Annotated in this window: 26 protein-coding genes; 12 read left to right on the top strand and 14 right to left on the bottom strand. The window is 60.1% G+C overall.

The window, feature by feature from the left end; all coding sequences use genetic code 11:
- The first annotated feature begins 246 nt into the window (after window positions 1-246).
- Window positions 247-801: a hypothetical protein gene (locus ACR0A2_RS18350; protein ID WP_480836619.1), complete on the top strand. Its 555-nt coding sequence runs from the start codon at window positions 247-249 to the stop codon at window positions 799-801.
- A 40-nt stretch (window positions 802-841) separates the two neighbouring features.
- Window positions 842-1,234 carry an META domain-containing protein gene (locus tag ACR0A2_RS18345; protein WP_480620662.1) on the top strand — a complete coding sequence of 131 codons (393 nt, stop codon included), beginning with the start codon at window positions 842-844 and terminating at the stop codon, window positions 1,232-1,234.
- Here ACR0A2_RS18345 and recO read toward each other — a convergent pair.
- Window positions 1,218-1,943: a DNA repair protein RecO gene (gene recO / locus ACR0A2_RS18340; RefSeq protein WP_480620660.1), complete on the bottom strand. Its 726-nt coding sequence runs from the start codon at window positions 1,941-1,943 to the stop codon at window positions 1,218-1,220. The two genes, ACR0A2_RS18345 and recO, sit on opposite strands and share 17 nt — an antisense overlap.
- Window positions 1,944-2,137: 194 nt before the next feature.
- On the opposite strand from recO, the gene ACR0A2_RS18335 reads away from it, so the two are divergent.
- Together ACR0A2_RS18335 and ACR0A2_RS18330 are read left to right on the top strand one after the other, a co-directional pair.
- The gene (locus tag ACR0A2_RS18335; protein ID WP_152457090.1) at window positions 2,138-2,389 is read left to right on the top strand and encodes a hypothetical protein; all 252 of its coding nucleotides are present in this window, start codon (window positions 2,138-2,140) and stop codon (window positions 2,387-2,389) included.
- A 288-nt stretch (window positions 2,390-2,677) separates the two neighbouring features.
- On the top strand, window positions 2,678-3,067 hold the full coding sequence (locus ACR0A2_RS18330) for a VOC family protein (RefSeq protein ID WP_152457089.1): 390 nt from the start codon (window positions 2,678-2,680) through the stop codon (window positions 3,065-3,067).
- A gap of 56 nt (window positions 3,068-3,123) precedes the next feature.
- Here ACR0A2_RS18330 and ACR0A2_RS18325 read toward each other — a convergent pair whose 3' ends face one another.
- The 3 genes from ACR0A2_RS18325 to era all read right to left on the bottom strand — a co-directional run bounded on the left by ACR0A2_RS18325 (window position 3,124) and on the right by era (window position 4,792).
- Window positions 3,124-3,447, bottom strand: a complete 324-nt coding sequence (locus tag ACR0A2_RS18325) for a SemiSWEET transporter (RefSeq protein ID WP_152457088.1) — start codon at window positions 3,445-3,447, stop codon at window positions 3,124-3,126.
- A gap of 110 nt (window positions 3,448-3,557) precedes the next feature.
- Window positions 3,558-3,887, bottom strand: a complete 330-nt coding sequence (locus tag ACR0A2_RS18320; protein ID WP_152457087.1) for a DUF1491 family protein — start codon at window positions 3,885-3,887, stop codon at window positions 3,558-3,560.
- Window positions 3,884-4,792 carry a GTPase Era gene (gene era / locus ACR0A2_RS18315; RefSeq protein WP_171120252.1) on the bottom strand — a complete coding sequence of 303 codons (909 nt, stop codon included), beginning with the start codon at window positions 4,790-4,792 and terminating at the stop codon, window positions 3,884-3,886. Before era ends, ACR0A2_RS18320 begins: the two co-directional genes overlap by 4 nt.
- 159 nt (window positions 4,793-4,951) lie before the next feature.
- Between era and ACR0A2_RS18310 the strand changes: the two genes are divergently transcribed.
- On the top strand, window positions 4,952-6,334 hold the full coding sequence (locus ACR0A2_RS18310; protein ID WP_480836615.1) for a multicopper oxidase family protein: 1,383 nt from the start codon (window positions 4,952-4,954) through the stop codon (window positions 6,332-6,334).
- A 2-nt stretch (window positions 6,335-6,336) separates the two neighbouring features.
- Here the strand turns inward: ACR0A2_RS18310 and ACR0A2_RS18305 are convergent, their stop codons facing one another.
- The 10 genes from ACR0A2_RS18305 to folK form a co-directional block, all read right to left on the bottom strand.
- A complete protein-coding gene (locus ACR0A2_RS18305; protein WP_480836613.1) occupies window positions 6,337-6,855 on the bottom strand; it encodes an N-acetyltransferase family protein in 519 nt (172 codons plus the stop codon).
- Between the two features lie 4 nt (window positions 6,856-6,859).
- Window positions 6,860-7,552 (bottom strand): ribonuclease III, encoded by a 693-nt coding sequence (gene rnc / locus ACR0A2_RS18300; RefSeq protein WP_480836611.1) that lies wholly within the window; start codon window positions 7,550-7,552, stop codon window positions 6,860-6,862.
- Window positions 7,549-8,388, bottom strand: coding sequence for a signal peptidase I (lepB, locus tag ACR0A2_RS18295; protein ID WP_480836609.1), 840 nt, complete (start codon window positions 8,386-8,388; stop codon window positions 7,549-7,551). Before lepB ends, rnc begins: the two co-directional genes overlap by 4 nt.
- A gap of 60 nt (window positions 8,389-8,448) precedes the next feature.
- Entirely contained in the window at window positions 8,449-8,868 is a 420-nt protein-coding gene (acpS, locus tag ACR0A2_RS18290) for a holo-ACP synthase (RefSeq protein WP_171642249.1), read from the bottom strand.
- Complete coding sequence (locus ACR0A2_RS18285; protein ID WP_480836607.1) at window positions 8,865-9,488, bottom strand: LysE family translocator; 624 nt, start codon at window positions 9,486-9,488, stop codon at window positions 8,865-8,867. Before ACR0A2_RS18285 ends, acpS begins: the two co-directional genes overlap by 4 nt.
- Entirely contained in the window at window positions 9,485-10,231 is a 747-nt protein-coding gene (locus tag ACR0A2_RS18280; RefSeq protein ID WP_480836605.1) for a pyridoxine 5'-phosphate synthase, read from the bottom strand. The genes ACR0A2_RS18285 and ACR0A2_RS18280 overlap by 4 nt, the downstream gene beginning before the upstream one ends.
- The gene (locus ACR0A2_RS18275) at window positions 10,224-10,922 is read right to left on the bottom strand and encodes a DUF2062 domain-containing protein (protein WP_480836603.1); all 699 of its coding nucleotides are present in this window, start codon (window positions 10,920-10,922) and stop codon (window positions 10,224-10,226) included. The genes ACR0A2_RS18280 and ACR0A2_RS18275 overlap by 8 nt, the downstream gene beginning before the upstream one ends.
- Before the next feature lie 16 nt (window positions 10,923-10,938).
- Complete coding sequence (locus ACR0A2_RS18270) at window positions 10,939-13,071, bottom strand: RelA/SpoT family protein (protein WP_117869872.1); 2,133 nt, start codon at window positions 13,069-13,071, stop codon at window positions 10,939-10,941.
- Window positions 13,072-13,097: 26 nt separating this feature from the next.
- The gene (rpoZ, locus tag ACR0A2_RS18265) at window positions 13,098-13,451 is read right to left on the bottom strand and encodes a DNA-directed RNA polymerase subunit omega (protein WP_117869873.1); all 354 of its coding nucleotides are present in this window, start codon (window positions 13,449-13,451) and stop codon (window positions 13,098-13,100) included.
- Window positions 13,452-13,545: 94 nt separating this feature from the next.
- Entirely contained in the window at window positions 13,546-14,115 is a 570-nt protein-coding gene (folK, locus tag ACR0A2_RS18260; protein ID WP_480836601.1) for a 2-amino-4-hydroxy-6-hydroxymethyldihydropteridine diphosphokinase, read from the bottom strand.
- 141 nt (window positions 14,116-14,256) lie between these two features.
- On the opposite strand from folK, the gene ACR0A2_RS18255 reads away from it, so the two are divergent.
- From ACR0A2_RS18255 to ACR0A2_RS18225, 7 genes are all read left to right on the top strand, one after another.
- Window positions 14,257-14,832 (top strand): LabA-like NYN domain-containing protein, encoded by a 576-nt coding sequence (locus ACR0A2_RS18255; protein ID WP_117869875.1) that lies wholly within the window; start codon window positions 14,257-14,259, stop codon window positions 14,830-14,832.
- 190 nt (window positions 14,833-15,022) lie between these two features.
- A complete protein-coding gene (gene ispH, locus ACR0A2_RS18250) occupies window positions 15,023-15,973 on the top strand; it encodes a 4-hydroxy-3-methylbut-2-enyl diphosphate reductase (protein ID WP_480836599.1) in 951 nt (316 codons plus the stop codon).
- Entirely contained in the window at window positions 15,970-16,422 is a 453-nt protein-coding gene (locus ACR0A2_RS18245) for a DUF3429 domain-containing protein (protein ID WP_480836597.1), read from the top strand. The genes ispH and ACR0A2_RS18245 overlap by 4 nt, the downstream gene beginning before the upstream one ends.
- A complete protein-coding gene (locus ACR0A2_RS18240; RefSeq protein ID WP_480836595.1) occupies window positions 16,419-17,006 on the top strand; it encodes a class I SAM-dependent methyltransferase in 588 nt (195 codons plus the stop codon). The genes ACR0A2_RS18245 and ACR0A2_RS18240 overlap by 4 nt, the downstream gene beginning before the upstream one ends.
- The gene (rnhA, locus tag ACR0A2_RS18235; protein ID WP_152457071.1) at window positions 16,999-17,466 is read left to right on the top strand and encodes a ribonuclease HI; all 468 of its coding nucleotides are present in this window, start codon (window positions 16,999-17,001) and stop codon (window positions 17,464-17,466) included. Before ACR0A2_RS18240 ends, rnhA begins: the two co-directional genes overlap by 8 nt.
- Window positions 17,463-18,086, top strand: a complete 624-nt coding sequence (locus ACR0A2_RS18230) for a trimeric intracellular cation channel family protein (RefSeq protein ID WP_152457070.1) — start codon at window positions 17,463-17,465, stop codon at window positions 18,084-18,086. Before rnhA ends, ACR0A2_RS18230 begins: the two co-directional genes overlap by 4 nt.
- Before the next feature lie 65 nt (window positions 18,087-18,151).
- On the top strand, window positions 18,152-18,754 hold the full coding sequence (locus ACR0A2_RS18225) for a COG3904 family protein (protein ID WP_171205737.1): 603 nt from the start codon (window positions 18,152-18,154) through the stop codon (window positions 18,752-18,754).

Genomic DNA, 18,754 nt, shown 5'->3' with positions numbered 1-18,754 from the left:
GAACCGGCGCCCGTTTCCCCAACTGACCCGGCCATTGCGCCGGGTCTTTTTCTTGATTTTTGAGGTTTTGTACGCCTCCTACCCGCGGACCTTCCGTTTTGTCCGGACCATTTCTGCATCTCTGACCGGCAGGGCAACGGCGAACCGTGTCCGCAGCAATCCAAACTTCCCCTTTGATCCCGGCCCATTCGCCGTTAGAGCGTCAGATTGACCCGACCGAAACCCGATCAGCACCTGGTACATCGCATGACCCGATCCTTCTTTGCACTTTGCGCCACTCTGGCGGTGCTCGTTATTGCGGCCTGCACCACCCCTGCGCCGACGGCCGATCAGAGCGATGTCGAAGCGCTTGCCCGGTCGATCCGAATGCTCGGGCCGGATGTCGATCCGGTCGAGGCTCAGAGGGCGGCCGCCATCGCCTATTCCTACTCGCAGCAGTTGGCGCGGGATTGGAATGTCACCGACCCCGCCATCATCCACAACGCCAAGGTCATCAACGGGTTCCGCGAAAAGGGGCTGTGCAACGATTGGGCAGAAGCCATGACCAAGCGGCTGCGGCAGGAAAACTTCCGAACATTGGATCTGCACTGGGCCACGTCGCCACCGACGTCTTTTCGCATCATCCACCATTCGGCATTGATCAGCGCCAAGGGGGATTCGATGTATGACGGCATCATCCTTGATCCCTGGCGCAACAGTGGCGCGTTGTTCTGGGCGCCGGTGCGTGAAGATACGCGCTATAACTGGAAACCCCGGCAGGAAGTGCGTGCGCAACTGTTGAACGGGTCTCTTCCCTACTGATCCGGTTCCAACGACATCACCTATGCGCTAAGACCCAGCCATGACTCGCCTGATCCTGACCCTGCCCTTGTTGGCATTGTTCCAATGTGACAAAGACGAAACCGTCGCCGCCTATGGTGCGGCGGACCAGATTTGGGTTCTGAGGGAGATTGATGGTCAGCCCTATGAGGCGAGCGCTCTGCTGCGGTTTCCCGAAGAAGGCAGGATTGCCGGGAACGCTCCGTGCAACAGCTATGACGGAACACTCAACGCACCCTACCCGTGGTTTGAGGTTCAGAACCTCAACGCGACGCGCGCCGCCTGCGCGGGGCTCGAAGCGGAGGGGTTCTACTTTGCCGCCCTCATGGCCATGACCCAATCCGAGGTGTCAGGCAATGTGCTGATCCTGCGCAATGAGGACGGGCACGAGATGGTGTTCACAGCCGCCGAGTGACCTGATCCACGAACCGGGCCCGCGCTTCGGGCAGCGGATTATGCCCCAAAGACGGAGCAACGCGGTGCTCCAGAAAATATCCGGTCGTGCGCAGGGCCTCTGCGACCTCGGCATCGGGCGCAGTGCCTTCACCTCGCAGACAAGGCGGCAGAGGCAACAGCTTGTCCGCCCATTCCCCGGCGCCATTGGCGCTGACAGAACGGCCTGTTTTGGGGGATACGTAGATCAATCCTTCGGTCACACCGGTCACGGCGCAGGTTGTCAGATCAAGGCCAAAGCCAAGTTCGTCAAGCAACGCGAGCTCCCACCGCAGATAGGCCAGAGGCCAGACTTCATCCTGCCCCAACAGATCCATCAACTGTTCCGTCCGGGAATAAAGCGCGGGGTGTGGTTCCCGTTCGGGCAGACAAAAGGACAACAGCGAAACGACCGCGTTCAGCCCGGACAGTGCCAGCCGCCCTGAAAACGCGGCTGCCGCGCGGGACCGCAGGGGTTCGACCTGAAAGGTGCCGATATGTTCTTCCAGCCGCGCGCGCCAAAGCACGTCCAGTTGCGCCCCAGGTTGCAGGATCGGTGCGATCTTGCGGCTGGTCCCGCCACGCACCACACCGGCGTGACGCCCGTGGCCTTCGGTAAAGACCTCGATGATCGCCGCTGTTTCACCATGGCGGCGTAATGTCAGGAGTATTCCGTGATCGCGCCAGTCCAAAACCTGACCCTGTTGCTGGTTTGGTTGGTTCGCAGAAAATCCCAAGCGACGTTGGCGCGCAAGACCGGAAGTGCTTCAACCCCTTTTCAGCGCGCGTTCTTTTCCAAAGCCGCCATAGTTTTGTGACTTCGCGCCACCCGGCTTGTACGCGTTTTTACGACCCCCAACTGCGCTTCAACAGAAGGGGCCGCACCATGATCGATGACGAACCGAAACCCGCCACATACTACGACGAACGCGAAATCTGGACACCGGACCCAACGGCGGCCGACATGCAGGTCTATGAGACATTTGCGTCGACCGTTGTCGAACTTGTGCAGGTGCTGGATGACAACAAGCCGATGTTGTCGAGGGATGTCTACGCACGCTTTTCTGCGTCTCTGCTGCACCTGTCCAGGGTGTTGGGCGAGTACGAAGACGGGTGGAACGGCGGACATGGCGCGTGATCCCAAGACATGCAAAGACTGAAGGGCAGAGCATCGGCTTTTCATTGCAACGGTCCGGCACGATATAGCGACCAGACCTGACCACGGTGGTTTCCGTTGTGCCTCAACATGAACCCGCCGCCATTCTTCAGATCACCAATGCCCCGGCAGAACGCGCCTGCTGCCCCTTGGCCGATGGAAACCCCGTCTGTCGTCCGGGGTATCGCCAGACGCGTACAAAAGAATGCGTTGCTTTAATCCCGTTCAGGCCATAATGTTCTTCTTATGTTCTAAAGTGGGATTCCCAAAATGTCTCTTAATTACGTCATGATCGGTTCCAACGACGTTGCCAAGGCACGCAGCTATTACGACGCGGTTATGCCCCGGATCGGCGGAAAGGTCGTCGCCGAGTATATGCCGCATGCTGTATGCTATGAGCTGCGCGGCGGCGGATGCATATGGGTCGCGACACCGTTCGACAAAAAAGACGCGACAATCGGCAACGGAAACATGGTTGGCCTGTTGTGCCAAAGCACAGAGGAAGTGCGTGATGCGCACGCGGCCGCGCTTGCAAATGGCGGAACAAACGAAGGTGATCCGGGGGACCGCCCCCAATATGGCCCAAACTTTTTTGGTGCCTACGCACGCGACCCTGACGGGAACAAGATGAGCTTTGTCTATTTTGGCGACGCGGATTGATGGACCCGAGCATCGTCTGCGACCGCGAACAAGAAAGACCCAAGCCAGCGTGAAGTTCAGAACGTCACACCCGCATGAACCAGAATTCCTATGACCATCAGCAGGTTCAGCACCATCGAGATACCGTTGCCCACATAGATGGGCAACTTGCCCACCACCAGACCATACGCAAACCACAGGAAGGACAGCCCGGCATAAAGCGACCAGGACAGAAGCGACTGACCAGTAGCGTGTTCTGAATGGGTAAAGTAGAGCTTGACCAGTTGCGGAAGCGTGGCAAAAGGACCAACAACCCCGACAAAGACCATGAAGCTTTCGAACCGCTGCATCCAGTGGCCGAGTTCCGATTTTTCCAGTTTCTCAGCAAGCGTTTCAGCCACGAAAGCACCTCTTGGTTGCGCCTGTCCACAGGGCAAGCCAGCCCTGCCAGTGTAATTGCCGGGGTAAAATAGTCATTTTGGTCTCTGCGTCAAAGACCCTTCAGTACTGGTCACTCAAGCCCTTCTTCGCCCAGCAGGTGCCGCCCCTGCCGGTCTTCGACCTCGATCACCCAGAGGTCGGGGTCAAAGCTGCGTTGGCGCTGGATGGCTTGGTCCACGTCACCTTCAAGACCGGACGAGAGTTCGACCCATTTCCGTTCGCCACTCATCAGATCAAAGCTGCGTTGGAAGGCAACGGCCTGCCCGTCCAGTGTGTTCAGCTTGACCAGAACTGCGCCTGCGGTGTCATCGCCATGGGCCACCACATAGGCCGGGATATCCTGAAATCGCAGCCGCGCCAGATAGGCGTGAACCCAGAATTCCGCCGTCAGCCGCGTCATGCGTTTCCGTCTTTGAAATCCAGCCCCATTTCCGAATACCGCTCGGATTCTTCCAACCAATTGGGCCGGACCTTCACTTGCAGGAACAGGTGGATCCTGCGGTCGAGGAACTCTTCCAGTTCGGCGCGCGCGGCCTGGCTGACGGCTTTGATCGTCTCACCCTTTTTGCCCAGCACGATGCCTTTGTGGCCGTCGCGCATGACATAGATGACCTGATCGATCTTGGCAGAGCCGTCTTTGCGCTCTTCCCAATTTTCGGTCTCGACGGTCAGTTGATAGGGCAGTTCCTGATGCAGGCGCAGGGTCAGCTTCTCGCGCGTCATTTCGGCGGCGATCATGCGCAGGGGCAGATCGGCGATCTGGTCTTCGGGATAGAGCCAGGGACCTTCAGGCAATTCAGAGGCCAGCCATTTGCGCAGGTCCTCGACGCCGTGTCCCTTTTCAGCAGAGATCATGAAGGTTTCGGCAAACGGATAGCGTGCGTTCAGGTCACTGGTCAGCGCCAGCAGCTTCTCGGACGGCACCTTGTCGATCTTGTTGATGGCCAACGCGATGGTGCGGCCCTGTCCGATTTCTTCCAGACCTTCGAGGATGCGCTCGACCCCTTCGGTGATACCGCGATGCGCTTCAACCATCAGGACAACGACGTCCGCATCTGCGGCCCCGCCCCATGCAGCAGCGACCATGGCGCGATCCAGGCGGCGGCGGGGTTTGAACAGGCCGGGCGTGTCGACGAAGACCAGCTGCGCGTCGCCTTCCATCGCCACGCCGCGGATACGCGCGCGGGTGGTCTGCACCTTATGCGTCACGATGGAAACCTTGGCCCCGACCATGCGGTTCAGCAGGGTTGACTTGCCCGCATTGGGCTCTCCGATCAGGGCGATAAATCCGGCGCGTGTGGTCATGAGTCTGGCGATCCTGTTTGCAGGTGCGCACCCCTATAGCAGAAAGGTCCGGCGGACCAGAGGGATTTGTCGCATTGCAGCCTTGCGTTTGAGGTGTCAGATGGACGCGGACGCCCAGCCAATCCCAGCCCGGCATCAGATCCGTTCAGTGAGGTCTTCATGAAACGTCGCGAGTTTCTTCTTGGAAGCAGCGCCGCTGCCGGTGCTCTGGGTTTGGGAGGGTTGTCTCTGGCGGCCAGCGATCCCGTTCGGGAACTGGTGGTGCAACCTGCCAGCTATCGGTTGCGCGGTCAGCTGACCACGGGGATGGTCAGCCTGTCACCGGATGCGCCGCCGCCGGTTCTTTACGGGCGCCAGGGCGAAACATTGCGTCTGACGGTGCGCAATACACTACCCGATTATACTGCCATGCATTGGCACGGGCTGCGCATCCGCAACGAAATGGACGGTGTGCCCTATCTGACCCAGATGCCCATCGGCGAGAACGAAAGCTTTACCTATGAACTCACGCCGCCGGATGCGGGCACGTATTGGTATCATCCCCATTGCATGACGATGGACCAGATGGCCCGCGGGCTGACCGGTGTGATGGTGATTGCCGAACCGGAAGACCCGGGATTCGACAGCGAACAGGTGATCAATCTGCGGGATTTCCGGCTGGACGAAGATGACGCGTTTCTGCCGGCCTATACCGCCCGCGGCGCGGCGCGGGCCGGCACGTTCGGCAACGTGCAGACCGCCAATTGGCAGAGCGCGGCAGTATATGACCACGCTGCGGGCAGCCTGGTGCGCGTACGGGTGGTCAACACGGACACGACCCGTATCTACAACTTGCATCCCGAAGGGGCCGAGACCCGTATCATCGCATGGGACGGACATCCGGTCGAGATCGATCTGCCGGTGCCAACGGCGGACGAACCGCTCTTGCTGGCCCCGGGTCAACGGGTGGATTTGGCCGTTCGGATGCCGGACGACGAAGGGCAATCAGCCCTGTTGTTGGCAAAGTTTCCCGGACAGAAACACTGCGCCATGGTCCGGTTGCGAGCCACGGGACACTCCATCGCGCGAGACCTGCGAGAGCTGCGCCCATTGCGGGCAAACCCTGTCCCGCGCCCCGATCTTGATCAGGCCGAGTTGCATGAGTTCGTGTGCGGCTGGACCCCGGAAGGCGGCGCCCCGAATGACGGGTTCTGCGGGTCTTTGGGCTATAGTTTCTGGTCGATCAACCGCACGCCCTGGCCGGGCGATGCGGCGCAGGGAACCGGGCCGCTGGCCGTGCTGCAACGGGGCAAGAGCTATGTTCTGCGACTGCGCAATGAATCGCCCAATCTGCACCCGATCCACCTGCACGGGCTGGCCTTCGTTCCGCTAACGTCGAACCTGCGCAAACTGCCACCGTTGCTGTCTGATACCATGCTTTTGCTGAAAGACGAGACCGTCGACATCGCGCTGGTCGCGGACAATCCCGGCGACTGGGCGTTTCATTGCCACGTGATCGAACACCAGAAAACCGGGCTGACCGGGTTCATCCGGGTGATTTGACGCTAGCCCAGTGGTGGCAGGTTCAACGCTAGAACGTGGTTCGGATAGACTTGGTTCGCGATACGGAAATCCGTGACGCCGACCTGACGGAAACCTTTGGACAGGTAGAAATCGATGGCCGGAGCGTTTTCGGAATTGGTCGTCAGCCAAATTTCGGTGCGGCCTTTGTTGCGGCAATGGTCGATGGCCACCTGCAACAAAGCTGACCCGATGCCCTTTCCGTGGTGACGCGGCTGCACGTAAAAGGTCACGATCTCAAGATCGGACAGCCCGTCGATCGGGGCGGGACGGCCCTCTGCCAGCCGAATGTACCCATCTATGCCATCGCGGTTTTCCGAAACAATCAAAAGGTCCTTGCCTTCTTCAAGCAGCGCTTCGAACCGTGCAGTGGTGAACTCGGACAGTGCAAACTCGGCGAAGAAGGCGCTCACGCCATGGCGCAGATAGGTGCTGATCCAGACTTCGATCGACAGCGCCGCCAGGCTGGCGGCGTCCGATTTCCGGGCTGGTCTGAGCCGCATGTACCTAAGAAGACCCGGCCGGGCTGAGCTGTTCCAACAGAGCTTTTGCCGCAGCCTGTTCGGCCTGACGTTTGGATCCTGCAGTGGCTTGCGCCTCGGTGCCGTCCTGAAGACGGGCCGCGATGGTGAAGATCGGGGCGTGGTCTGGGCCACTGCGTTTGATTTCTACGTATGAGGGCGGCTTTTGCCCACGTGCCTGCGCCCATTCCTGCAAAGAGGTCTTGGCGTCACGCGCATCTGCCTCGACCTTGTGGATGCGGTCCCCCCAAAGCGCCAGGATGACATCGCGGGCAGCCTCGAACCCGGCATCCCGATAGACGGCGGCGATCACGGCCTCCATCGCGTCGCCCAGCAGCGCTTGCTTGCGACGGCCACCGGACAGCATCTCGGACCGGCCGAGTTTCAACACCGCGCCCAGATCAATCTGACGGGCTACATCAGCGCAAGCCTCTTTGCGGACCAGTGCATTGAACCGTGGGGCCAACTGACCCTCGGACGCCTTTTTGTCGGCCTCAAGCAGCGCAGTGGCCATGACCAGGCCCAGAACGCGGTCTCCCAGAAACTCCAGCCGCTGATTGTCGGGCCGGGTGGACGAAGATACCGAGCCATGGGTCAGCGCGCGCACCAGCAGTTCGGGGTTCTTGAACTCATACCCCAATCGCCGCTGGAACGCCTTTATTTCAGCCGAGAGCTTCAATTGACCGCCTTGAAGAACCGATCACCGCGCCATGTCCAGAAGAACAGCATCGAACGGCCCGCGGACGAGAACATGATCCGGTCGGCACGACCGATCAGGTTTTCGTAAGGCACGTATCCGACACCACCGGCAGATTGCGGCAGACGGCTGTCGCTGGAATTGTCACGGTTGTCACCCATGAAGAAATAATGGCCCTCGGGCACGGTATAGATGCCGGTATTGTCCGATGCCTGGTTGCCAATGTTCAGCACGTCATAGGACACACCGTTGGGCAGGGTTTCGATCAGGCGCGACTTTTCACAGGTGCCGCCTATTCCAACGGGGCCGTTTTCACAGCGGGGGCGCAGGCGCTGCGGGCCTTGCGGTTCGGCAATTTCGGTAAAGACGCCGTCAGGCTGCTGAGGAACCGGAGTGCCATTGAGGATGATCTGGCCGTTGCGGACCTGGATCCGGTCGCCCGGCAACCCAATCAGGCGCTTGATATAATCACGTCCGGTGACGGGATGGCGAAAGACGATGACATCGCCACGTTCGGGATCACCGCCCCAGATACGGGTATTGTCTTCGCCCTGCAACCAGCCACAGATATCTTCGGCATCCACGTTCAGACCGACGCTGGGGATGATCAGGCTGGGGCAGGATGCATAGGAATAGCCATAGGCCATCTTGTTGACGAAGAGGAAATCGCCGATCAGCAGCGTCTGCTTCATCGAGCCCGAGGGGATCCAGAACGGTTGAAAGAAAAGGGTGCGGAACACGCCGGCAATCAACAGCGCGTAGACGATGGTCTTGATCGTCTCCCAGACGGGATTTCCGGTTTTGGCGTCCTCGGCCATTCTGCTCGCTCCAGTTCTTTGCTTGGCTTCGCTGCTACATGCGGGGGGGATGGGGGCAAGTCAAGGCTGCGCGGCCTGATCTTGAACCGGACGCGCCTCGATCACCACAAAAGCCTGCGCCCAGGGGTGATCATCGGTCAGGGTGACGTGGATGATCGCCTCGTGCCCGTCGGGGGTCATTTCCTTGAGGCGCTCGGCGGCCCAGCCGGTCACGTGCATCACCGGTTGGCCGGTGCGCAGATTGGTGACGGCCATGTCCTTCCACGCGATGCCCATGCGCAGACCGGTGCCCAGCGCCTTGGAACAGGCCTCTTTCGCGGCCCAGCGTTTGGCGTAGGTTCCGGCGGTATCAACACGGCGTTCGGCCTTGCGCTGTTCGGTGTCGGTGAAGACACGATTGCGGAAGCGGTCGCCGAACCGGTCGAGCGTGCCCTGGATGCGGTCGATGTTTGCGAGGTCTGTGCCGATGCCGAGGATCATGACAACCGCACTGTCAAAATCTTGTAACTCGCCACCCCGAAGAACCCGGCAAAGGCGAAATCGAACCAGCGGCGGGCGCGGCGGTAGGTTCGGACCATGCGCTCGGAGGAAAACAGAAACGCATAGCCGATGAAGATCATCAACGATCCAGCATAGAGCATGGCGAAATAGCCCAGCAGCGTCGACAGGCTGGCATCGCTGGGGGCGACGATGGCATAGATCGAGCCCCAGCTGAGGATCGCCTTGGGGTTCGTCAGGTGGATGGCGGCACCTTTGGCGAAGATCGTCGGCAGCGATCCTGTGGCCGGTTTGCCCAAAGCGACCTCATCCGCTGTCATCGCGCGGCGCAGGGCCTTGAGGGCCAGCCAACCCAGATAGGCCACGCCGATATAGCGGATCACCTCGAAGACCCAGACATTGGCCAGCATGATCGCCGACAAGCCAAGCGCTGCGGCAATGCCCCAGGCGGCGGACCCGGCACAAATGCCCAGCGCAAAGACCAGACCGGCGCGGCGGCCTTCGTTCATGGCGGTTCCTGCAATGCCCATCGTGGCAGGCCCCGGAGAGCCGCCAGCCATCAGCCAGGCCAGCCAGATGGCGACAAAGCCGGGCGTGATCACGCGCGCGCCTCGTCCATCAGGCGACGCATTTCCTGAATGGCCGGGGTCAGGCCCAAAAAAATCGCCTCGCCAATCAGGAAATGACCGATATTCAGCTCTTTGACTTCTGGGAAGGCGGCAACCGGTTTTACGGTGTCATAGGTCAGGCCATGGCCCGCATGAACCTCGAGCTCAAGCGAATGGGCGAAGGCGGACATCTGGCGCAGCGATTCAAGCTCGCGTTCGGCATCTTCCATGCGACCTTCGGCATGGGCGTCGCAATAGGCGCCGGTGTGCAGCTCGATCACTTCGGCACCGATGCGGTGGGCGGCTTCGATCTGACGCTGATCGGCGGCAATGAAGATCGACACGCGGCAGCCGGCCTCACGCAGAGGCGCGATGAAATGCGCCAACTTGTTTTCCTCGCGCGCGACTTCAAGCCCGCCTTCGGTGGTGCGCTCTTCGCGCTTTTCGGGCACGATGCAGACCGCGTGAGGCTTGTGGCGCAGGGCGATTTTCTGCATCTCGGGCGTTGCGGCCATCTCAAAATTCAGCGGCACCGACAGAACCTCCATCAGCCCGTCGATATCGACGTCCGATATATGGCGCCGATCTTCGCGCAGGTGCGCGGTGATGCCATCCGCCCCCGCTTCTTCCGCCAGTTTGGCAGCGCGCAGCGGATCTGGATAATCCCCACCCCGCGCATTGCGCACGGTGGCCACGTGATCGATGTTCACACCCAGACGCAGATGGTTCTCAGACATCACTCGATTCCTTTTGCATGTTCTTGCCCGAGCCTAGAGGCTCTGCCGAAGAAACGGCAGCCGAATCTTCGGCCAAACGCTTGATTTCCTCGAACTTCGCCTTGATCCTGGCGCGGCGGCGCTGCTGATACGTCAGGATCAGCGGCAGGCTGAGGCAATAGCAGATCACCCCCGCAACGACACCCGGAATGATCCCACCGATCATGTAGGGATAGAAGACGTCATCGTAGAACTGCGACAGCCCGTGCCAGTCGGCCACGCGATCCGTAAACAACGCCAGAAAATTGTTCTTGAGATCCCCTATGGCGCTGGCGAATTTGCCCATCAGCCCTTGTGTGTCGCCTTCTTTGTATTCGGTACCCAGCAGGAAATGCCCGGTCTGAAGACAGATCACCCCGATCGGAACATAAGTGAGCGGGTTGCCGAAAAACGTGCCGCTGAGCGCGGCCAGAATGTTTCCCTTGATCAGCCGGGCACCGATGGCGGCGACAAGAAAATGCAACCCGTAAAACGGCGTAAAGGCGGCAAACACCCCTGCCCCGATGCCGCGCGCGATCCGGTCAGGGGTATCCGGCAAGCGCCGGACGCGGTGTTTCACGTAATGGAAGGCGCGGGTCCATCCGCCACGCGGATAGACGAAATCCGATGCGATCTGGACTGGAGAGCGTCGGTCTCGGCGCTTGAATACCACCCGTGATCACCCCTTCTCAGCCAGCCGCAACCGAAGTTTTGACCTGATCCCGATACCGTTCGACCGCAGCAACATCGCTTTCCGCCTCCAGCATCAGCATGAGTGAATGAAGCTGTTCAAGGTCGCGCAGTTCGACATTGATCAGAAGGCGGTAAAAATCCGGTTTGCGATCGACAAACTCGAGGTTCGAGATATTGGCCTTTTTCTCGCCGATCAATGTGCAAATACGCCCCAGAACCCCGGCATCGTTGCCAATGGTCAGATCCAGCGTCGCGCCATAGACGGCCGGGTGCGTGCCCGAGTGCCAGTGCAGATCGACCCACCGGTCAGGTTCGCCTTCGAACTCGCTAAGCCGGTCGCAATCGATGGCATGCACGACCACGCCCTTGCCCCGATAGGTGATGCCGACGATACGTTCCCCCGGCAGCGGCTGACAGCAGGGGGCCCGGTCGAACTTCTGCCCCGGCTCAAGGCCAATCACTGCACGGCGCAACGGAATGGCGTCGCCGTCGTCCTTGGCAAGTTCGGGATAGACGGCCTGAACCACCTCATGCGCAGTCAGTTCGGCACTGCCAAGACGGGCCAGCAGCTCGTGCCGATCTTTCAGGCGCAGGTGTTTTGCCGCGGTATCCAGCGCCTTGTCGGTCGCCTTGCGGCCCACATGCTCGAACCCGGAACGCGCAAGTTCCTTGCCCAGCTTGATGAATCGTTCCCGATCCACTTCGCGCAGGGCGCGGCGAATGGCGGTACGGGCCTTGCCGGTGACTGCAATCTCCAGCCACGTGACCTGTGGCGTCTGACCATCGGCGGTAATGATGTCCACGGACTGGCCATTTTTGAGCCGCGTCCAGAGCGGAACGCGGATACCATCAACCTTGGCCCCGACACAGGCATGACCGATCCGGGTGTGAATGGCATAGGCAAAATCGATCGGCGTCGCGCCACGCGGCAGCTTCACCACGTCGCCCTTGGGGGTGAAACAGAACACCTGGTCCGAATACATCTCGAGCTTGACGGCCTCGAGGAAGTCTTCGTGATCTTCCTCGTTGTCGAACTGCTCGGTCAGATTGGAAATCCATTTGGCCGGGTCGACGGCGAACGGGTTCTCGGTGCGCACACCGTCGCGATAGGACCAATGCGCCGCGACCCCGGTTTCGGCCACGTCGTGCATCTGGCGGGTGCGGATCTGGACCTCGACCCGTTTACCGTCCCGGCCCGACACCGTGGTGTGGATCGAGCGGTAACCGTTCGATTTGGGCTGGCTGATATAGTCCTTGAAGCGCCCCGGCACCGCGCGCCAGCGCTGGTGGATGGCCCCCAGGGTTCGATAGCAGTCTTCTTCGGTCTGCGTGATGATGCGGAACCCATAGATGTCTGACAGGCGCGAGAAGCCCTGATCCTTTTCCTGCATCTTGCGCCAGATCGAATAGGGTTTCTTGGCGCGGCCGAACACCTCGGCCTCGATCCCGGCCTTTTCCAACTCGTGCCGCATGTCGCCGGTGATGCGATGGATCACGTCGCCGGTCTCGCGTTGCAGGGTAATAAAGCGGCGGATGATCGACTGGCGGCCTTCAGGGTTGAGGACACGGAAAGCCAGGTCTTCAAGTTCCTCACGCATCCACTGCATACCCATCCGGCCCGCAAGCGGTGCGTAGATATCCATCGTCTCGCGGGCCTTGACGATCTGTTTTTCGGGACGCATCGCCTTGATCGTGCGCATGTTGTGCAAACGGTCGGCCAGCTTGACCAGAATCACGCGCAGGTCCTTGGACATGGCCATGAACAGCTTGCGGAAGTTCTCGGCCTGCTTGGTCTCGCGGCTGGACAGTTGCAGATTGGTCAGCTTGGTGACGCCGTCGACCAGTTTGGCGACTTCATCCCCGAAAAGTTCAGCCACCTTGCCATAGTTGGCCTTGGTGTCTTCGATCGTGTCGTGAAGCAGCGCCGTGATGATGGTCGCATCATCCAGACGCTGTTCGGTCAGGATGGCGGCAACGGCAACGGGATGGGTGAAATAGGGCTCGCCGGAATGGCGGAACTGCCCTTCGTGCATCTGCTGGCCAAATTCATAGGCCAGCGCAATGCGGTCAGCATTCGTCTTGGGATTGTAGTTGCGGACCAGCGCAATCAGATCGTCAGCAGAAATCATCCGGTCCGCACCTTCGTCTTCAGGGCTTACCCCTGCCCTTGAGCCTCCATCAGAGCGCGCAGGAGCTTCTCTTCCGACATGTCGTCCATGGCGGGTTTGTCCGTTTCGGCACCCATCAGCAGCGCCATCTGATCTTCTTCGGGCTCGTCAACCTCGATCTGGGTCTGGTTGGCCTCGATCAGGCGCTCGCGCAGTTCGTCCGCGCTTTGGGTTTCGTCGGCGATCTCACGCAGAGACACGACAGGGTTTTTGTCGTTGTCGCGGTCAACGGTAATCGCTGCACCGGCGGAAATCTCACGCGCCCGATGGGCGGCGAGCATCACCAGCTCGAACCGGTTTGGAACCTTGTCTACGCAATCTTCAACCGTCACGCGGGCCATTGGGCGCTCTCCGTTTCTGAATCCATGTCAGGAAGGGGTTTATCTAAGCGCGAATCCGCGCCTTGACAAGCAGGAAATGCTGCATTTGCACGGATCACAGCGCCGTGACCGCCGCAACCTCTGCCGCGGGAAGGGTCTGGATCATCTCGCAGATGGTGCGACCCAGAACCGGATGGCGCCAGTCGGGCACGATATCGGCCATCGGCACGAGGACAAAGGCGCGATCCTGAAGGCGCGGATGCGGCAAGATCAACTGATCCGGTGCCTCTTGCCTTTGCGCGTCGGTCGGCAGGGTCAGCCAGCGATCAAACGTGGCGCGATCCGGCAGGACCTGATCTTCGAAACAGACCAGATCCAGATCCAGCGTCCGCATCCCCCAGCGCTGCACCCGTTCGCGCCCGAATTCCTGCTCCACCTCGTGCAGCACCTGCAACAGCTGCGACGGAGATTTCTCGGTCGCAATCAGCGCCGCAGCATTCACATAGTCCGGGCCGGCCCCGGCGGGAAAGCACGGGGTGGAAAAAAAACGACTGACGGAGCGAATCACCACATTGTGACGCGATAACGCGTCAAGCGCGTTCTGAAGTGTTACAGCGGGACCGTGTCCTCTCAAATCGAGATTTGCGCCCAGCGCAACAACGGCATTTGGCATGGATTTGCTCATGTGATACCCTACATTCGACCCATTGCATACTTGCGATAATCGACAGAAGTTCTAATTATAGGCGTACCAGAGCGCGTCATTTTATCACTCACTCACTCACGTAACGCGGCGCGCACTGGATTATACCGGAAGGGAACATTTATGTTTTATAAAGACGAACGGCTAGCGCTGTTCATCGACGGCTCGAATCTTTATGCCGCGGCAAAAGCACTCGGTTTCGACATTGACTACAAACTTCTGCGGCAGGAATTCATGCGCCGCGGCAAGCTTCTTCGGGCCTTCTACTATACAGCGCTGCTGGAAAACGACGAGTATTCGCCGATCCGTCCATTGGTTGACTGGCTGCATTACAACGGCTTCACCATGGTCACCAAACCGGCCAAGGAATACACCGACAGCATGGGGCGTCGGAAAGTCAAAGGAAATATGGATATCGAACTTACCGTCGATGCCATGGAACTGGCGCCGCGCGTCGATCATATCGTGCTGTTCTCGGGTGATGGGGATTTCCGCCCGTTGATCGCCAGCCTGCAACGGCAGGGCGTGCGCGTATCGGTGGTTTCGACTATCCGCAGCCAACCGCCGATGATCTCGGACGAACTGCGCCGCCAGGCCGACAATTTCATCGAGCTGGAGGATCTGCGCGATGTCATCGGTCGCCCGCCGCGTGAAATGCCGACGGAGCATCGCAGCGTCGCTGTTGCCAGCAACAGCTGACAAGGCGACAGGCCTGTCATGATGGGGAAAAATCGCGCGGTCAGGACATCGGTCCTGGCCGCGCTTCTTTAACAAGGTACAGGTGCTTAAACATCACCCGAGTAGCAACGATTCGTGTCAGATGAATGACAATGTCCTGTCTGGACCAAGGCCGGGAAAAGACTTACCTGTGCCTCAAGGAGACAGCCTGATGAAAAAGCCGCCACTGACACTTTACCTTGCCGCCCCGCGCGGGTTCTGCGCCGGTGTGGACCGTGCCATCAAAATCGTTGAGATGGCTTTGCAGAAATGGGGCCCACCGGTCTATGTGCGCCACGAGATCGTGCATAACAAATTCGTGGTCGACGGCCTTCGCGCCAAAGGGGCCGTTTTCGTCGAGGAATTGCAGGAATGCCCCGATGACCGCCCGGTGATCTTTTCCGCCCACGGGGTGCCAAAATCCGTTCCCGCCGAGGCTGCCCAGCGCGAGATGATCTATGTTGACGCCACCTGTCCTCTGGTTTCCAAGGTGCATGTCGAGGCGCAGCGCCACGCGGACGCGGGGTTGCAGATGATCATGATCGGCCACAAAGGCCATCCCGAAACCGCGGGCACCATGGGGCAGTTGCCCGAGGGCGATGTGCTGCTGGTCGAGACCGTGGACGACGTGGCCACGGTGCAGGTGCGTGACCCGGATAAGCTGGCCTTTGTCACCCAAACCACCCTTTCGGTCGATGACACCAAGGATATCATCGCCGCCCTTCGGGCCCGATTCCCGGCCATTGTCGGACCGCACAAGGAAGATATCTGTTATGCCACCACCAACCGGCAGGAAGCGGTGAAAGCCGTGGCCCCCAAGGCGGATGCCTTGCTGGTTGTGGGCGCGCCGAACTCGTCGAACTCGCGCCGCCTTGTCGAGGTTGCCTCGCGCGAGGGGTGCCAGTACGCGCAGCTGGTCCAGCGCGCAACCGAGATTGACTGGCGCGCGCTCGAGGGTATCTCGACCGTGGCTGTCACCGCAGGCGCGTCGGCCCCGGAGGTTCTGGTAAACGAGGTGATCGAAGCGTTCAGCGCGCATTATGATGTCACCGTCGAGCCGGTCGAAACCGCCGTTGAAAACGTCGAGTTCAAAGTCCCCCGCGTGTTGAGGCAACCGGCGTGAACGGAGTACCGAAAGCGCCTCTCTATCTGGGGCTGGCGGGACTTATCCCGTTTGTCTGGGGCGCCCTGACCTATCTGAACAGCGACCTGAATGCCTGGGGCGCGCAAACCTTTGGCCCACGTTTCGTGGGGCCTTATGTGCAACTGTTCTATGGATCGGTCATCCTCAGCTTCATGTCCGGTGTTCTCTGGGGTTTTGCCACCAAGACATCGGGCAGCAATGCGGCCCTGTGTTATCTGTTGTCGGTTCTGCCCGCGCTTTGGGCCTTTGCCATGACAGGCGGCGGGCCGGTCAATGCGGGCACCAATCTGATGTATGGGTTCGCTGGCTTGTTGTTGCTGGATGCCCTGTTTTCCTACTGGCGCCTGACACCGGTCTGGTGGATGCGGTTGCGCATCCTGCTGACCGCGGTCGTATTGGCCAGTCTTGCAGTCGGAGTGTACCTGTGACCGATGAACGCACGATCAACGCCTATACAAACAAGGCGGCCGAATATCTGAAAATCCCCCTGCCGCCCGAGCAGCTTGAGGCCCGTCAGGCTTTTGCCGATGCGGTCGGCGCAGGCGGCTATGTACTGGATTTGGGATCCGGGCCGGGGTCAGACAGCGGGTTCCTGATGCGTCAAGGGCTGAAGGTTCGCGCGCTGGATGCCACGCCAGCCTTTGTCGAACATGCGCGGGAAAACGGTGTGGATGCTTATCTGGGTACGTTCGATGACGTCACCGAGACGGCCGAATATGACGGTGTTTACGCCAGCTTTTCCCTGCTGCACGCGCCGCGCGCTGATTTCCAGCGGCATCTGAATACGATCCACAGGGCTCTGAAACCCGGTGGACAGCTGTTTCTGGGGATGAAGCTGGGCACTGGTGAACACCGGGATGATCTGGATCGTTTTTATTCCTATTACACAGAGGCCGAGATCGAGGACGCCTTGAACAAGGCAGGGTTCACGATTGACCGCGCAGTCCATGGCATGGGCAAAGGCCTGGCCGGATCGTATGACGGATATATTCTGGTGTTCGCCCATGCCTGAATTGTTTGCCTATACGGATGGTGCCTGTTCCGGAAACCCCGGCCCCGGAGGCTGGGGTGTGCTGTTGCGCGCGATGGACGGGGACAGCGTTCTGAAAGAGCGTGAGCTGAACGGGGGCGAAGCCGAGACGACCAACAACCGGATGGAGTTGCTGGCCGCCATCAGCGCCCTTGAAGCGCTGGAGCGACCGTCGAAGATAACCGTCGTCACCGACAGCGCCTATGTGAAGAACGGCGTCACCGGCTGGATTTTCGGTTGGAAACGCAACGGCTGGAAAACCTCGAACAAGAAACCGGTCAAGAATGTCGATCTTTGGCAACGTCTGGATGAGGCGCAAGAACGGCATGATGTGACATGGGAATGGGTCAAGGGCCACGCAGGCCACCCCGAGAATGAAAAAGCTGATGAGCTGGCCCGGGCCGGAATGGCGCCGTTCAAACCGAAAAAGGCACAGGCGTGACCGCGCTGACGCTGCTGGACTATGCCTCGGTTCTGATCTTCGCGTTGACGGGGGCACTGGTGGCCAGCCGTGCCCAGCTGGATCTGGTGGGATTTGCCTTCATGGCCTGCCTGACGGCCGTAGGTGGCGGCACTGTACGAGACCTTTTGCTGGACCGTCACCCGATCTTTTGGGTCGGGCAGCCGGATTACATCCTGATCGCAGTCGCGGCGTCGGTCCTGGTGTTCTTTACCGCACATCTGGTGGAAAGCCGCTATAACTGGCTGGTCTGGCTGGACAGTTTTGCACTGTCAGTGGCTGTCGCGGCCGGAACCGGCGCGGCGTTGTCGCTGGATCAGTCCGGGGTCATTGTCGTTTTGATGGGTGTGACAACCGGATGCCTGGGCGGGTTGATGCGCGATGTGGTCTGCAACGAAGTGCCGCTGGTGCTGAAACAAGGTGAGCTCTATGTGTCCTGCGCCTTTACAGGTGCCCTGACTGCAGTTCTGGCTGCCAGATTGGGGGCGGAGCCTGCGTTTTCTCTGGCGCTCTGCGCCTTGGTGTGCTGGGCGTTGCGCGCCGGGTCGTTGATGTTTGGCTGGCAATTGCCGGTCTACAAAAGCCGGCCGCCGCGCAACTGAGCCCGACAGTGGACGCCAAAGCGGCATGCTGATACCCCTTTTGGAAGCACAGCCCGGAGGCCAACGTGACATTCAGACTTGCATCCATCACAGCCTGCCTGGCCCTGCTCGCCTCATGCGGCGCGTATTACACCCCTGTCAGTTTTGTTGCGCAGGGCGACCAGATCATCGCCTCGGGCACGATTGACGAGACAACGCTGTCTGCCTTTGAGGAAGTGACAGCCCAAAACCCCGAAGCCCGCACTCTGGTTCTGCAATACATTGAAGGATCGGTTGATGATGACGCCAATGTCATCTTCGCCCGCGAAGTGCACAGGGCCGGGTTCGATACCGTTGTTCCATCGAACGGGCTGGTGGCCAGCGGTGGCACCGACCTGTTCCTGGCCGGAAACCGCCGCGTGCTGCAACCGGGGGCCTGTGTCGGTGTCCACAGCTGGGCCGGGTCGGGTCTGGTGGCGACCGACTTGCCCGAGGACGATCCAGAACATGACCGATACCTGGACTATTTCAAGGATATCGGCGTGGACGAGGAGTTTTACTGGTACACCCTGTTCGCAGCCCCGGCCGACAGTATGCACTGGATGACCACTGCCGAGGCGAACCGGTTCGATTTGTCCACCAGGGGTGCTCCGGCACTTGGGTCTGCGACGGTGTGCGACGAACGGTAA

Source organism: Ruegeria sp. H8, from assembly GCF_056532905.1.
The sequence above is the reverse complement of the archived record's forward strand: the minus strand, read 5'-3'. Positions and strand labels throughout refer to the sequence as shown.

What these genes read in the sequence shown, in the direction of transcription:
- ACR0A2_RS18280 (WP_480836605.1), bottom strand. Translation starts at nt 10,231, where the DNA reads ATGTCTGAGAACCATCTGCGTCTGGGTGTGAACATCGATCACGTGGCC.
- rpoZ (WP_117869873.1), bottom strand. Translation starts at nt 13,451, where the DNA reads ATGGCCCGCGTGACGGTTGAAGATTGCGTAGACAAGGTTCCAAACCGG.
- ACR0A2_RS18335 (WP_152457090.1), top strand. Translation starts at nt 2,138, where the DNA reads ATGATCGATGACGAACCGAAACCCGCCACATACTACGACGAACGCGAA.
- ACR0A2_RS18330 (WP_152457089.1), top strand. Translation starts at nt 2,678, where the DNA reads ATGTCTCTTAATTACGTCATGATCGGTTCCAACGACGTTGCCAAGGCA.
- acpS (WP_171642249.1), bottom strand. Translation starts at nt 8,868, where the DNA reads ATGATCCTCGGCATCGGCACAGACCTCGCAAACATCGACCGCATCCAG.
- era (WP_171120252.1), bottom strand. Translation starts at nt 4,792, where the DNA reads ATGACCACACGCGCCGGATTTATCGCCCTGATCGGAGAGCCCAATGCG.
- ispH (WP_480836599.1), top strand. Translation starts at nt 15,023, where the DNA reads ATGAAAAAGCCGCCACTGACACTTTACCTTGCCGCCCCGCGCGGGTTC.
- ACR0A2_RS18345 (WP_480620662.1), top strand. Translation starts at nt 842, where the DNA reads ATGACTCGCCTGATCCTGACCCTGCCCTTGTTGGCATTGTTCCAATGT.
- ACR0A2_RS18255 (WP_117869875.1), top strand. Translation starts at nt 14,257, where the DNA reads ATGTTTTATAAAGACGAACGGCTAGCGCTGTTCATCGACGGCTCGAAT.
- rnhA (WP_152457071.1), top strand. Translation starts at nt 16,999, where the DNA reads ATGCCTGAATTGTTTGCCTATACGGATGGTGCCTGTTCCGGAAACCCC.
- folK (WP_480836601.1), bottom strand. Translation starts at nt 14,115, where the DNA reads ATGAGCAAATCCATGCCAAATGCCGTTGTTGCGCTGGGCGCAAATCTC.
- ACR0A2_RS18350 (WP_480836619.1), top strand. Translation starts at nt 247, where the DNA reads ATGACCCGATCCTTCTTTGCACTTTGCGCCACTCTGGCGGTGCTCGTT.
- ACR0A2_RS18320 (WP_152457087.1), bottom strand. Translation starts at nt 3,887, where the DNA reads ATGACGCGGCTGACGGCGGAATTCTGGGTTCACGCCTATCTGGCGCGG.
- lepB (WP_480836609.1), bottom strand. Translation starts at nt 8,388, where the DNA reads ATGGCCGAGGACGCCAAAACCGGAAATCCCGTCTGGGAGACGATCAAG.
- ACR0A2_RS18305 (WP_480836613.1), bottom strand. Translation starts at nt 6,855, where the DNA reads ATGCGGCTCAGACCAGCCCGGAAATCGGACGCCGCCAGCCTGGCGGCG.
- ACR0A2_RS18310 (WP_480836615.1), top strand. Translation starts at nt 4,952, where the DNA reads ATGAAACGTCGCGAGTTTCTTCTTGGAAGCAGCGCCGCTGCCGGTGCT.
- ACR0A2_RS18270 (WP_117869872.1), bottom strand. Translation starts at nt 13,071, where the DNA reads ATGATTTCTGCTGACGATCTGATTGCGCTGGTCCGCAACTACAATCCC.